The sequence below is a fragment of the Amycolatopsis roodepoortensis genome (assembly GCF_024628825.1).
GTDB lineage: Bacteria > Actinomycetota > Actinomycetes > Mycobacteriales > Pseudonocardiaceae > Amycolatopsis > Amycolatopsis roodepoortensis.
The window spans coordinates 7,821,032-7,835,227 of sequence record NZ_CP102415.1 but is presented as its reverse complement, the minus strand read 5'-3'; the positions used below and the strand labels follow the sequence as shown (position 1 = coordinate 7,835,227).

10 protein-coding genes are annotated in these 14,196 nt (G+C 69.1%); 7 read left to right on the top strand and 3 right to left on the bottom strand.

Annotated elements, in window-relative coordinates; genetic code table 11:
- Positions 1–292: 292 nt before the first annotated feature.
- Together aceE and NQK81_RS37725 are read left to right on the top strand one after the other, a co-directional pair.
- Complete coding sequence (gene aceE, locus NQK81_RS37730) at positions 293–3,088, top strand: pyruvate dehydrogenase (acetyl-transferring), homodimeric type (protein WP_257485287.1); 2,796 nt, start codon at positions 293–295, stop codon at positions 3,086–3,088.
- A gap of 116 nt (positions 3,089–3,204) precedes the next feature.
- Positions 3,205–4,416 (top strand): alpha-hydroxy acid oxidase, encoded by a 1,212-nt coding sequence (locus NQK81_RS37725; protein ID WP_257485286.1) that lies wholly within the window; start codon positions 3,205–3,207, stop codon positions 4,414–4,416.
- 73 nt (positions 4,417–4,489) lie between these two features.
- Here the strand turns inward: NQK81_RS37725 and NQK81_RS37720 are convergent, their stop codons facing one another.
- Positions 4,490–5,131 (bottom strand): nicotinamide mononucleotide transporter family protein, encoded by a 642-nt coding sequence (locus tag NQK81_RS37720; RefSeq protein WP_257485285.1) that lies wholly within the window; start codon positions 5,129–5,131, stop codon positions 4,490–4,492.
- Between the two features lie 192 nt (positions 5,132–5,323).
- Entirely contained in the window at positions 5,324–6,061 is a 738-nt protein-coding gene (locus NQK81_RS37715; RefSeq protein WP_257485284.1) for a mechanosensitive ion channel family protein, read from the bottom strand.
- Between the two features lie 390 nt (positions 6,062–6,451).
- Here NQK81_RS37715 and NQK81_RS37710 point away from each other — a divergent pair, with 390 nt between their 5' ends.
- From NQK81_RS37710 to NQK81_RS37690, 5 genes are all read left to right on the top strand, one after another.
- Complete coding sequence (locus tag NQK81_RS37710) at positions 6,452–7,666, top strand: PucR family transcriptional regulator (RefSeq protein WP_126736013.1); 1,215 nt, start codon at positions 6,452–6,454, stop codon at positions 7,664–7,666.
- Between the two features lie 382 nt (positions 7,667–8,048).
- Complete coding sequence (locus NQK81_RS37705) at positions 8,049–8,927, top strand: ACP S-malonyltransferase (protein ID WP_257489923.1); 879 nt, start codon at positions 8,049–8,051, stop codon at positions 8,925–8,927.
- Positions 8,924–9,907 (top strand): beta-ketoacyl-ACP synthase III, encoded by a 984-nt coding sequence (locus NQK81_RS37700; RefSeq protein WP_125692366.1) that lies wholly within the window; start codon positions 8,924–8,926, stop codon positions 9,905–9,907. The genes NQK81_RS37705 and NQK81_RS37700 overlap by 4 nt, the downstream gene beginning before the upstream one ends.
- Before the next feature lie 68 nt (positions 9,908–9,975).
- Positions 9,976–10,221: an acyl carrier protein gene (locus tag NQK81_RS37695; RefSeq protein WP_004559006.1), complete on the top strand. Its 246-nt coding sequence runs from the start codon at positions 9,976–9,978 to the stop codon at positions 10,219–10,221.
- A gap of 40 nt (positions 10,222–10,261) precedes the next feature.
- Positions 10,262–11,512 (top strand): beta-ketoacyl-[acyl-carrier-protein] synthase family protein, encoded by a 1,251-nt coding sequence (locus tag NQK81_RS37690; RefSeq protein WP_034311114.1) that lies wholly within the window; start codon positions 10,262–10,264, stop codon positions 11,510–11,512.
- 299 nt (positions 11,513–11,811) lie between these two features.
- Here NQK81_RS37690 and NQK81_RS37685 read toward each other — a convergent pair whose 3' ends face one another.
- Positions 11,812–14,172, bottom strand: coding sequence for a cation-translocating P-type ATPase (locus NQK81_RS37685; RefSeq protein ID WP_257485283.1), 2,361 nt, complete (start codon positions 14,170–14,172; stop codon positions 11,812–11,814).
- Between the last annotated feature and the right edge of the window lie 24 nt (positions 14,173–14,196).

Genomic DNA, 14,196 nt, shown 5'->3' with positions numbered 1-14,196 from the left:
TCCGCGCAACCGTCCACACCGGATCTTGAACAACTCGTGTCGCGGCGTACGGACATTCGGCCCACTCTCACGGGGTCAATCCGGGCGCGCCTGGGCACCTCCGAACGCCCTGCTTTAGGGTGGGAGAGAAAACGCGCGCGCGAGTACAGGCGCGTGCGAGGCGTGTCGCAATCGGGTCCGCGAACGTTACCGATCAGTAGCGGTGACGCGAACGGAACCGGAGGACGACGATGGAAGGCGAACACGCCCGCGTACGAGCACAACCAGCTACCACCTTTCGCAAGGAGACCCCTTGGCCCCGCAGAACGACGGCGCCTCCGGCAAGGAGACCCCGGCACGCGTCCGCGTCATCCGTGACGGATTGGCGGCGCACCTGCCCGACATCGACCCGGAGGAGACCGCCGAATGGCTGGACTCCTTCGACGAGGCGCTGGCCAGGGGTGGTCAGCAGCGCGCCCGTTACCTGATGCTGCGCATCCTCGAGCGGGCCAGGGAACGCCACGTCGGCGTCCCGGCGCTGACGTCGACGGACTACGTCAACACCATCCCCACCGAGAACGAACCCTGGTTCCCCGGTGACGAGGAGATCGAGCGCCGCTACCGCGCCTACATCCGGTGGAACGCCGCGATCATGGTGCACCGCGCGCAGCGTCCCGGCGTCGGCGTCGGCGGGCACATCTCGACCTACGGCTCGTCCGCTGCGCTGTACGAAGTGGGCTTCAACCACTTCTTCCGCGGCAAGGACCACTCGGGCGGCGGCGACCAGATCTTCATCCAGGGGCACGCCTCCCCCGGCATCTACGCCCGCGCGTTCCTCGAGGGCAGGCTGACCGAGAACCAGCTGGACGGCTTCCGCCAGGAGTTCTCGCACGCCGGCGAGGGCGGCGGCCTCCCGTCGTACCCGCACCCGCGGCTGATGCCGGAGTTCTGGGAGAACCCGACCGTGTCCATGGGCCTCGGCCCGATGAACGCGATCTACCAGGCCCGGTTCAACCGCTACCTGCGCGACCGCGGCATCAAGGACACCAGCGACCAGCACGTCTGGGCGTTCCTCGGCGACGGCGAGATGGACGAGCCGGAATCGCGCGGCCTCATCCACGTGGCCGCCGGCGAGGGCCTCGACAACCTGACCTTCGTGATCAACTGCAACCTGCAGCGACTCGACGGCCCGGTGCGCGGCAACGGCAAGATCATCCAGGAGCTGGAGTCGTACTTCCGCGGCGCCGGCTGGAACGTCATCAAGGTCATCTGGGGCCGCGAGTGGGACTCGCTGCTGCACGCGGACCGTGACGGCGCGCTGGTCAACCTGATGAACACCACGCCGGACGGCGACTTCCAGACCTACAAGGCCAACGACGGCGCCTTCGTCCGCGAGCACTTCTTCGGCCGCGACCCGCGGACCAAGGAGCTGGTCAAGGACCTCACCGACGCCGACGTCTGGAACCTCAAGCGCGGCGGGCACGACTACCGCAAGGTCTACGCGGCCTACAAGTCGGCGCTGGAGCACCACGGCCAGCCGACGGTGATCCTGGCCCACACCATCAAGGGTTACGGCCTCGGCCCGTCCTTCGAGGGCCGCAACGCCACGCACCAGATGAAGAAGCTCACCCTCGACGACCTCAAGCTGTTCCGGGACGCCCAGCGCATCCCGATCAGCGACGAGGAGCTCGAGCGCGACCCGAAGCTGCCGCCGTACTACCACCCCGGCAAGGAATCGCCGGAGATCGAGTACATGATCGGCCGCCGGAAGGCGCTCGGCGGCTTCCTGCCGGAGCGCCGACCGAAGGCGTCGAAGGCTCTCGTGCTGCCCGGCGACAAGGTCTACGAAGGCATCCGCAAGGGCTCGGGCAAGCAGGAGGTCGCCACCACGATGGCGTTCGTCCGGCTCGTCCGCGAGCTGGCGAAGGACTCCGAGATCGGCAAGCGGATCGTCCCGATCATCCCGGACGAGGCGCGCACCTTCGGTCTCGACTCGATGTTCCCGACGGCCAAGATCTACAACCCGCACGGCCAGACGTACACGTCGGTCGACGCGAGCCTGATGCTGGCCTACAAGGAGTCCGAAAAGGGCGTCATCCTGCACGAGGGCATCAACGAGGCGGGGTCGACCGCGTCGTTCACCGCCGTCGGCACCTCGTACGCCACGCACGGCGAGCCGATGATCCCGATCTACATCTTCTACTCGATGTTCGGGTTCCAGCGGACCGGTGACGGCCTCTACGCGGCGGCGGACCAGATGGCCCGCGGGTTCGTGCTCGGCGCCACCGCCGGCCGCACCACGCTGACCGGTGAGGGCCTGCAGCACGCCGACGGGCACTCGCTGCTGCTGGCGGCGACCAACCCTGCCGTCGTCGCCTACGACGCGGCGTGGTCGTTCGAGATCGCCCACATCGTGCGGGACGGTCTGCGCCGGATGTACGGCGAGACCGGGCCGGACGGCAACGGCGAGAACATCTTCTACTACATGACGATCTACAACGAGCCCTACCAGCAGCCCGCCGAGCCCGAGAACCTCGACGTCGACGGCCTGCTCAAGGGTCTCTACAAGTACGCCGACGCGCCGTCGGGCGAAGGCCCGGAGGCGCAGATCCTGGTCTCCGGTGTCACCATGCCGGACGCGCTCCGTGCCCAGCGGATGCTGGCCGAGGAGTGGGGCGTACGCGCGGCCGTGTGGTCGGCCACGTCGTGGACCGAGCTGCGGCGCGAGGCCGTCGAGGCCGACCACGACAACCTGCTCCACCCGGGCGACTCCCCGCGTGTGCCGTACGTCACGCAGAAGCTGTCCGGCGCGAACGGGCCGGTTGTCGCGGTTTCGGACTGGATGCGCGCCGTGCCGGACCTCATCCGCCCCTGGGTGCCGAACGACATGCTGACGCTGGGCACCGACGGGTTCGGGTTCTCCGACACCCGCCCCGCCGCCCGGCGGAAGTTCCTGGTCGACGCCCAGTCGATCGTGGTCGGCACGCTGAGCGCGCTCGCCAAGCGTGGCGAGTTCGACCGGGCGAAGGTGGCCGAGGCGGCGCGCGAGTACCGCCTCGACGACGTCGCCGCCGCGGGTCCGCAGCTGTCGGACTCCGGCAGCGCGTAGCGATGCCATGAACGGTCCGTTCCTTGCGAAATTCGCGAGGAACGGACCGTTCATTGCGTCCTGGGCCGGACGGGCTAGGGTGAGACATCGGATGTTTGCGGGAAGGGTGAGTGAGTGTGACCAAGCGTCGACTGCCGAAGCCGAGTGAGCTGAAGCAGATCCTGCGGCCGAAGCCGATCGTGCTCAACCCGACCGACCGGCGGCTGGCGGGCGCGCACACGATCGCCGACCTGCGGATGCTCGCCCGCAAGCGCACGCCGCGGGCGGCGTTCGACTACACCGACGGCGCCGCGGAGCTGGAGGACAGCCTCCGTCGCGCCCGGCAGGCCTTCCGCAGCGTGGAATTCCACCCGAACGTCCTGCGTGGCGTGTCCGATGTGGACACCGGCAAGGAGATCCTCGGCAAGCGTTCGGAGCTGCCGTTCGCGTTCGCGCCGACCGGATTCACCCGCATGATGAACCACGAGGGCGAGGCCGCAGTGGCCCGCGTCGCGCAGCGCAACGGCATCCCGATGGGGCTGTCGACGATGGCGACGACGTCGATCGAAGACCTCGCCGCGGCCGCTCCGGAGGCGCGGAAGTGGTTCCAGCTCTACGTCTGGCGTGACCACAAAGCGGGCGAAGATCTGATGAATCGCGCCTGGGCGGCAGGCTTCGACACGCTCATGCTGACGGTGGACACGCCGGTCGCGGGCGCGCGGCTGCGCGACGTCCGCAACGGCCTGACCATCCCGCCCGCGCTCACCCTCAAGACCTTCGTCGACGGGGCGATGCACCCGGCGTGGTGGTTCAACCTGCTGACCACCGAGCCGCTGACGTTCGCCTCGCTGAGCCAGTTCGACGGCACGGTCGCCGAACTGCTCAACCAGCTCTTCGACCCGACCCTGAACTTCGACGACCTCGACTGGGTCCGCCAGACCTGGCCGGGCAAGCTCGTGGTGAAGGGGATCCAGAACGTCGACGACGCGCGTGACGTGGTCAAGCACGGCGCCGACGCGGTGCTGCTGTCCAACCACGGCGGCCGTCAGCTCGACCGGGCACCGACGCCGATCGAACTGCTGCCCGCGGTGCTCGACGAGATCCAGGGCGACGCCGAGGTGTGGATGGACACCGGCATCCTCTCCGGCGGCGACATCGTGGCCGCGATCGCGCGCGGGGCGGACGCGGTGCTCATCGGGCGCGCGTTCCTCTACGGCCTGATGGCCGGCGGCGAGCGCGGGGTTCAGCGGTGCGTGGACATCCTGCGCGCCGAGATGGTCCGGACGATGCAGCTGCTGGGCGTCCGCACCCTCGCCGACCTCAAGCCCTCCCACGCGACCATGCGCTGACCCCTGCGCCTTTCGTCCTCTGGATGCGATGGTTCGCGTCGCCAACTACCGCATCCAGAGGACGAAACGCGGGTCAGACGGAGGCTGAAGTGACCGCGGCCGGAGCGGTGCGGACCTGCTTCGCGGTCCGGTTCCAGCTCCACCAGCCGTGCACGACCAGCCCGGCGAACACGATGTAGACCGCCGCGGAGAAGTACAAGCCCGAGGACAGCTGAAGCGGGACGCCGATCGCGTCGACGACCAACCAGACCAGCCAGAACTCGACCAGTCCCGCGCCCTGCGCGGCGAAGGCGACCAGCGTGCCGACGAAGATCGCGGCGTCCGGCCACGGCGCCCACGAGGCGTTCAGCGCGTCGAGGACCAGCGCCATCGCGGCGGTGCCGATCGCGAACGCGCCGATCATCGCCAGGCGCTCGCGGAGCGTGCCCTTGCGGACGACGACGCCGTAGACCGGGTCGCTGCGGCGGGACCAGGCCCACCAGCCGTAGATCGAGATGGCGAGGATCGCGATCTGCCTGGTCGCGAGGCCGCCGAGATGCGCGGAGAGGTAGACCGAGAACAGCAGCACGGTGGCGCCGACCTGCACCGGCCACGTCCACAACGTGCGGCGTTGCGCCAGGAAGACCACGGCCAGCGCGAAGATCTGCCCCGCCAGCTCGGCGAAGGAAATCCACTGTCCGAGCACCGTGACACCGTTGTGCAGCAAGAAGTCCACGTCCGCACCCCTCTCCGTCTACCGCTCCAACATGCTCCGTACCGACGCCATTCCCTAGGGAGTGTGAGGTGCGGAACAGCCAGGGGGCTCGAGAGACGCTGAAGGGCCCTCCACCGCGTGTTCCGCGGCGACGGGCCCTTCGACTCCACGCGGGCCCGGTGCCTTCCTCGATCACCGGGCCCGCGCGGATGCTCAGGAATCTACGCGACCGATGCCCACGGGCGAAGTCGGCGGCTCCGAACGGACCTCCCGCTTGCCGTCCCCGGCCTCCAGCTGACCTTGCAGGTTGGCCAGCCAGCCGTGCCAGCGCTCCTGCGCCGGCTTGATCAGGCCGCCGCCGAAGCCGACGACGATCACGCCGCCGATGGTGGCGAGCACGGTGATCAGGACCGGCCCCGTCACGGCCGTCGCGATGTTCACCTGGCCGAGTGCGGCGATGATGCCGAAGGCCATGATCATCCAGTAGGCGATCGTGCCGAGCAGCCGTCCGGCCAGCCGGGTGGACAGCGCACCGGTCACCAGGTCGCGGACGACCTTCGCGACGGCGGCCGCGACGATCACCAGCACCAGCGCCACCAGGATCCGCGGCAGGAACGCGATGATGTCGTTGAGCAGCGCGCTGACCGGATTGCTCTCACCGAATACGCCGAACGCGAGCTGCAACGCGATCAGGAGAATGAAGTAGTACACGAGTTTGACGAGGATCCCGCCCGCGTCGACATTCGCCTGTTTGAGCGTTCCGGTGAGTCCGGTCTTCTCGATGAGCTTGCCGAAACCGATCTTCGACAGAACCAGTCCCAAACCCTTCGACACGGCTTTCGCGATCAGCCAGCCGATCAGCAGGATGATCAGGAAACCGAGCAATTTCGGCACGAAGGTGGCGACAAGGTTCCATGCTTGTCCCAGACCGTCTTTCAGCTGCTCGCCCACGGCGAACTCCCTCCTCTGCGCATCCGCGACCTACCCGGTGCGGCTTGCGAGGGATCGTTGATCACGAGCCCCGTACCGGCAACTCGGCGCCCCACGATCGAGTGAGTCGGCTAGCGGGAAAAGATCGACAAGTCCCATACTTGTTCCACCGGTGGGGACCGGGGAGACGAGGCCGTCCGGCGCAGCGAAAAACGCTAGCGCCGGGCGGCCTCGAGTTTTATCCGAATACCTTTCACCATTTACCGCCGATGACTGTCCACTTCGGACGCCGGCGGCGAAAGGCCGCAGGATGACGGCGCCCTTTGCCCGGCGGACCAGGCCATGTCCGGCAGGGCTGCTCGCGAAGACCGCGAACACGACTTGCCGGACACGGCCTAGGATCGGCTGACCATGGCTGATGCGACCTCCGGACGGCGTGTGCCCAAGCACCACGGGCTGTCCGCCAAGACCCTCCGGCGGCTCGAACACGCCTCCGGCCGGCTCGCGAGCGCGAGTGTGGCGGTGATGGAGGAGCGGCTGAGCTGGTTCGCCCGCCTCCCCGCCGACCAGCGCGCGAGCGTCCTGCTGATCACCCAGGCGGGTGCCGCCGGTTTCGTCGACTGGCTCCGCGACACGAAGGAGGCACTCTCCCTCACCACGGAAGCCTTCCGCGAAGCCCCCGCCGAGCTTTCCCGCTGGGTGAGCCTCCGGCAGGCGGTCGGCATGGTGCGGCTGGCGATCGAGGTGTTCGAGGAGCAGCTGCCGGAGTTCGCCGCGAACGAGGCGGAACGCGCGGCGCTGATCGAGGGGATCCTGCGCTACGGCAGGGAGATCGCCTTCGCCGCCGCGAACTCCTACGCGGCCGCCGCCGAGGCGCGAGGCGCCTGGGACGCGCGGCTGGAGGCGCTGGTCGTCGACGGCATCGTCCGCGGCGACGCCGAGGAAGCGGTGCTCTCCCGCGCCGCCGCGCTCGGCTGGGATCCGGCCGCGCCCGCCACCGCGCTGGTCGGCACCCCGACCTCGGACGACCCGCCCGCCGTCGTGTTCGAAGTGCGCAGCCGCGCCGCGCGAGTCGGACGCCCGGTGCTGCTTTCGGTGCAGGGCTCCCGGCTGGTCGTGGTCGTCGCCGGGCCCACCGACGGCAGCGTCAAGGACCGCGAGATCCTCACCAAGCTTTCGGTCGCCTTCGCCGAGGGTCCGGTCGTCGCCGGGCCGACGGTGCCCACGCTCGCCGAAGCGCACCACAGCGCGACAGAGGCGCTTTCCGGGCTGCGTGCCGTCGTCGGCTGGCCCGGCGCGCCCCGGCCCGCGAGGTCGATCGACCTGCTGCCGGAACGCGCGCTGTCCGGCGACCCCGAGGCCGAGCGCCTGCTGGTCGAGCAGATCGCGCGACCGCTGGAGGAAGCCGGCCCGGCGCTGCTGCGGACCGTGGAGACCTATCTCGACAGCGGCGGCGTCCTGGAGACCTGCGCCCGGACGCTGTTCGTGCATCCGAACACCGTCCGGTACCGGCTGCGGAAAGCGGCCGAGCTCACCGGCCGCCACGCCGCCGAATCGCGGGACGCCTGGGTGCTGAAGGTGGCGCTGACCGTCGGGCGGCTGGCCCGTGCCCGCGGTCTCTGGTAGCCGGCGATTCGGGCTTGCTTCGGCCGAGGCATGTCGCGAAAGCCACTTTCGGGACGTCTGGTGTCCCGAAAGTGGCTTTCGCGACACCCGGATCCGGCGCACGCGCTCGCCGAAACGGGCAAATCGCTCAGGCGGGCGCACGACCTCCGGCGAACCGGTTGGTAACTCTGCGCAGTGATGGACCTCATAGGGAAAGCTGGTTGAACCCGACAAGGCTTTTGGGTTAAGCGCGGAGATCAGGAAGGCGCTTTTGGAGGGTTCCGACAATTACGTCGGCCGGACTTGGTGAGCGTCGGCATCACGACCATGGTGGCCGAGAGTGTTCTCTAATGGGGTGACAGTTGCAGTCCTCGCCCCCGGTCAGGGTTCCCAAGCCCCAGGCATGCTCTCCCCATGGCTCGAGCTCGACGGCGCCCGCGCGCGCGTCGAAGCCTGGTCCGAGCGGGCCGGTCTCGACCTCGTCCGCCTCGGCACCGAAGCGGACGCCGAAGAGATCCAGGACACCGCGATCACGCAGCCACTGATCGTGGCGCTGTCACTGCTGGCGTTCGAGCACCTTCAGCGTGAGGCCCCGGTCGCCGCGGACGCGCCGGTCGCCGGTCACTCCGTCGGTGAACTGGCCGCCGCCGCCGTCGCCGGGGTGCTGAGCCCCGAAGACGCCGTCGCCCTGGCCGCGGTCCGCGGCGCGGAAATGGCGAAAGCCTGCGCGCTGGAGCCCACCAGCATGGCCGCGGTCATGCTCGGCGACCCGGAGCAGGTCGTCGCGTGGCTCGAGGGCCACGGTCTCGCCGCGGCGAACCGCAACGGAGCCGGCCAGATCGTCGCCTCCGGTGCCGCCGGCGCGATCGAGAAGATCGTCGCCGAGCCGCTGGAGGGCACGAAGGTCCGCGCGCTCAAGGTCGCGGGCGCGTTCCACACCGCCTACATGGCACCCGCGCGTGAAGCGCTGGCGGCCCACGCTGCGAAGATCACCCCGGCGGACCCGACGCGTCCGCTGCTGTCGAACGCCGACGGCCAGGTCGTCACCAGCGGGGCCGAGTACCTCGACCGGCTGGTCGAGCAGGTCACGAACCCGGTGCGCTGGGACCTGACCATGGACGGTCTGGTCTCCGCGGGTGTCACCTCGACGCTCGAACTTCCGCCGGCGGGCACGCTGACCGGGCTGGTCAAGCGGCAGCTCAAGGGAACCGTGACCACCACGATCGCTCTGAAGACGCCGGCCGAGCTGGCGAAGCTTCAGGGGCAGGAGGACGCTTCGTGACCGACCGATCCACTTTGCGGCAGGCGCCGGGCGCCGCCGGGACCCGCATCCTCGGTGTCGGGAGCTTCCAGCCCGAGAAGATCGTGACCAACGACGATCTCTCGAAGATCATGGACACCAACGACCAGTGGATCCGCGAGCGGGTCGGCATCATCGAGCGCCGGTTCGCCGAGAAGGACGAGTCGCTGGTCGACATGGCGGTCAAGGCGGGCACCGCCGCGCTGGCCGACGCCGGCGTGGACCCGTCCGAAGTGGACACGGTCATCCTGCCGAACTGCACGATGCCCACCCAGATCCCGAACGCCGCCGCGCAGGTGGCCGACCGGATCGGCATCACGCATCCGGCCGCGTTCGACCTCAACGCCGCCTGCGCCGGGTTCTGCTACGGCATCGGCGTCGCCTCGGACCTGATCCGTGCGGGCAGCGCGAAGAAGGCGCTCGTCATCGGCGCCGAGAAGCTCACCGACCACGTCGACCCGGTCGACCGCGCGAACGCGATCATCTTCGCCGACGGCGCCGGCGCGGCGGTGGTCGGCGCGGCCGACACCCCGCAGATCGGCCCGGTCGCCTGGGGCAGCGCGGGCGAGCACGTCGACCTGATCTACATGCGTGACGACAAGTGGATCTACCAGGAGGGCCAGTCGGTCTTCCGCTGGGCGACCACGCAGATCGCGCCGATCGCCATGCAGGCGCTGGAACTCGCCGGGCTCGAACCGTCCGATGTGGACGTCCTGATCCCGCACCAGGCGAACCTGCGCATCGTCGAGGCCATCGCCAAGAAGCTGCGTGCCAAGGGCGCCCGCGAGGACATGGTCGTCGCCGACGACATCAAGTACTCGGGCAACACCTCGTCCGCGTCGATTCCGCTGGCGCTGGACCACATGCGCAAGGCCGGGACCGTCAAAACGGGCGACGTCGTGCTCGCCGTGGGCTTCGGGGCCGGACTCTCCTACGCGGGCCAGGCCTTCGTCTGCCCGTGATGAATACTTCCCCCGCGGGCACCGTGTCCGCGGGGCAGCCGAAAGCATCACCGAGAAGGGAACAACCAGTGGCAGACAACGCAGAGATCCTCGCCGGCCTCGCCGAGATCGTCGAAGAGGTCGCCGGTGTGGCGCAGGACGACGTGACCGCCGAGAAGTCCTTCGTGGACGACCTCGACATCGACTCGCTGTCCATGGTGGAGATCGCTGTCCAGGCCGAGGACAAGTTCGGCGTCAAGATCCCGGACGACGAGCTGGCGAACCTGAAGACCGTTGGCGACGCGGTGAACTACGTGTCGGCCAACTCCAAGTAAGTCCGACTTCTTGATTGGCGCCGACCTTGGGGAGACTCCAATGAGCAACATCGACGTCGTGATCACCGGGATGGGCGCGACCACGCCGCTCGGCGGGGACGTCGCGTCCACGTGGGACGGCCTGCTCGCCGGGGCGAGCGGGATCCGCCGCATCGAAGCCGACTGGGTCGACGAACTCGAACTGCCGGTGAAGATCGGCGCCATGCTCGCCGTCGACCCGTCCGAAGTCCTGCCGCGGGTCCAGGCCCGGCGGCTGGACCGCTGTGAGCAGGTGGCGCTCATCGCCGCCCGGCAGGCTTGGGCGGACGCGGGCTTCGAGCAGCCGACCGACGAGCATCAGGATGTGGAACCCGAGCGCCTCGGGGTGACCATCGGTACCGGTGTCGGCGGTCCGGTCACCCTCATCTCCCAGAACGACCTTCTGCACAAGCAGGGACTCCGCAAGGTCTCCCCGCTGACCGTGCCGATGCTGATGCCGAACGGCCCCGCCGCTCACGTCGGGATCGACCTGAAGGCGCGTGCCGGTGTGCACTCGCCCGCGTCGGCCTGCGCGTCGGGCGCGGAAGGTATCGCCGCCGGCTACGAGATGATCCGCTCGGGCCGTGCCGACGTCGTGGTCGCCGGTGGTGCCGAATCGTGCATCCACCCGATCACGCTCGCCGGTTTCGCCCAGGCGCGGACGGTGTCCACGCGCAACGACGACCCGACCAAGGCGTCCAGGCCGTTCGACGTGAACCGTGACGGTTTCGTTCTCGGCGAGGGCTCCGGCGTCGTGATCCTGGAGCGGGCGGACCGCGCCAAGGCCCGCAACGCGCGGATCTACGCGCAGCTGAGCGGGTACGGGATCACGTCGGACGCGTACCACATCACCGGCAACCACCCGGAGGGCGTCGGCCAGATCGCCGCCATGCGGCAGGCGATGACGATGGCCGGGGTCTCCCCTGCCGACGTCGGCCACGTCAACGCGCACGCGACCTCGACGGTCGTCGGCGACGTCGGCGAGGCCGCGGCGATCCGCAAGGCCATCGGTGAGCACGTCGTGGTGACCGCCCCCAAGGGCGCGCTCGGCCACCTGGTCGGCGGTGCGGGCGCGGTCGAGGGCATCGCCACGATCCTGGCGATCTACCACGGTCTCATCCCGGCGACGCTGAACCTCGAAGACCTGGACCCGAAGGTGCAGCTCGACGTCGTCTCCGGTGAGGCGCGCAAGGTCGAGCTGGGCGCGGCGATCAGCAACTCGTTCGGTTTCGGCGGGCACAACACGGCGCTGCTGTTCACCCCGGCGGCCTGATTTCAGTACGTGAAGGCCCCCTTCACCGCGCCTAGCGCGGTGAAGGGGGCCTTCACGTATTTCTGGGTGGCGGCTTACTGTCCGCTCAGCGAGCCAGGCGTGTCGCGAAAGCCACTTTCGGGACATCAGATGTCTCGAAAGTGGCTTTCGCGACATCCCGGCCACGCGACTGCGAACGCGGTGTTGCGAAAGCCACTTTCGCAACGTTGAAGGTTGCGAAAGTGGCTTTCACAACACGCTTTTGCCCACCGTGCGGCCCCCGGAGCTCACGAAGGCGCGTTCCTTCGGGAACTCCCCGGTCACGCCTCCTGGCGCTTGACCAGATGCCGCCCGATCCACCAGGCGGCCTCCACCAGCACGATCCCCACCCCGGCGCAGGCGAACGCCGACAGCGTGTACGCGCTCACGCTCGGGTCCAGCGCGAAGAACTTCTGCGTGAACGGGATCAGGAACAACGCGAGCGTCAGCACGACCATCCCGCCGATCAGCAGGATCTTCCACCACCGGTACGGCCGCGCGACGATCCCGAGCACCCACAGCGCGATCGTGATGAGCGTGATCAGCGCGGTCGTGCCCGCCTGGATCTTGTCCAGTTCGGACTGTCCGGATCCCTTGTACACCAGCAGGTAGCTCACGAACGTCGCGGTGGCGATGACCAGCCCGGCCGGGACGGCCATCCGCATCACCCGCCCGACGAAGCCGGTGCGGGCGCGTTCGTTGTTCGGCGCCAGCGACAGCACGAAGGCGGGCAGGCCGATCGTGAACCACGCGGTGATCGTGATGTGCCGCGGCAGGAACGGGAACGGCACCTGCGCGATGCCGACCATCAGCGCCAGCAGTACCGAGTAGACCGTCTTGGTGAGGAACAGATTCGAGACGCGTTCGATGTTGCCGATCACCCGCCGCCCCTCGGCGACGACGTGCGGCAGGGTGGCGAACTTGTCGTCCAGCAGCACGATCTGCGCGACCGCGCGGGTGGCCGGGCTGCCGGCGCCCATGGCGACACCGATGTCCGCGTCCTTCAGCGCGAGGACGTCGTTCACGCCGTCGCCGGTCATCGCGACGGTGTGCCCCTTCGACTGCAGGGCACCGACCATCGCGCGTTTCTGCAACGGCGTCACGCGGCCGAAGACGGCGCGATCCTCGACGGTGTCGGCCAGCTTCTCCGCGTCGTCCGGCAGCTTCCGCGCGTCGATGGGCTTGTCCGCGCCCGGCAGGTCCAGGGTGCCCGCGACGGCGCCCACCGAAATGGCGTTGTCGCCGGAGATGACCTTGACCGCGACGTCCTGGTGCGCGAAGAAGTCCAGCGTGTCCTTCGCGTCCGGGCGGACCTTCTGCTCCAGCACCACGAGCGCGACCGGTTCGATCTCGCCGGGGCCTTCGGCCGCGTCGACGGCCCGCTCGGCACGGCCCAGCAGCAGGACCCGCAAACCGCGCGAACCGATCTTCTCGGCCTCCGTCCGGTGCTCGCCCTCGGGCAGCAGGACGTCGGCCGCGCCGAGCACCCAGTCGCCGTGGCCGTCGAACGACGCGCCGCTCCACTTGCGCGCCGAGGAGAACGGCATGGTCGTGGAGACCCGCCAGCCGCGATCGGTCCGGTGCGCCTCCGCGATCGCCTGAAGGCTCGCGTTCGGGCGCGGATCGGCGGCGGCGAGCGCGGCGAGCACGTCGTCCACCGGACGGCCCGGCGTGATCTCCCGGACCTCGGACAGCCGCATCGCGTTCTCGGTGAGCGTGCCGGTCTTGTCCGCGCACACCACGTCGACCCTGGCGAGCCCTTCGATCGCCGGGAGTTCCTGGACCAGGCACTGGCGTTTGCCCAGCCGGATGACACCGACCGCCAGCGCGACACTGGTCATCAGCACCAGGCCCTCGGGCACCATCGGCACGAGCGCCGCGACCATGCCGCGCAGCGCGTCCGGCCACGCCTGGTCGCCCGCGAGCTGGTTGTAGATCGTCAGCGCGCCCGCCGGGATGAGCAGGTACGTGATGAACTTGAGGATCTTGTCGATGCCCTGGCGCAGTTCCGACTTGACCAGGGTGAACTTGCTGGCCTCCGCGGCCAGCTTCGCCGCGTAGGACTCGTCGCCGATGATGTCCGCGCGGTAGGTGCCGCTGCCGGCGACCACGAAGCTGCCGGACAGCACCTTGTCGCCGGGCTGCTTGACCACCGGATCGGATTCACCGGTCAGCAGCGATTCGTCGACCTCCAGCGCGTCGGCCGTCAGCGCCGGGCCGTCGACGACGATCTTGTCGCCGGGCCCCAGTTCGACGAGGTCCCCGAGCACGACGTCCTCCGGGGCGATCTCGCTGCTCCGCCCGTCACGGCGGACGGTGGGCTTCGCCTGCCCGACGATCGCGAGCCGTTCCAGTGTCCGTTTCGCCCGGAGTTCCTGGATGATGCCGACCGCGCTGTTGACGATGATCAGCCCGCCGAACAACCCGTCGATGAAGTAGCCCGTCGACAGGATGAGCACGAACAGCACGCCGTAGATCGCGTTGATCCGGGTGAAGACGTTCGCCCGGATGATTTCGCCGGTCGTCCGGCTGGTCTTCGTCGAGACCGTGTTGGTCTGGCCCGCGGCCACCCGCTGGGCGACCTCTTCGCTGGTGAGCCCCCTCGAGGCGTCGGTCAGCAGGGCCGGCTGATCAATTGCCATGCCCGCGACTCTATTCCGCCCGGC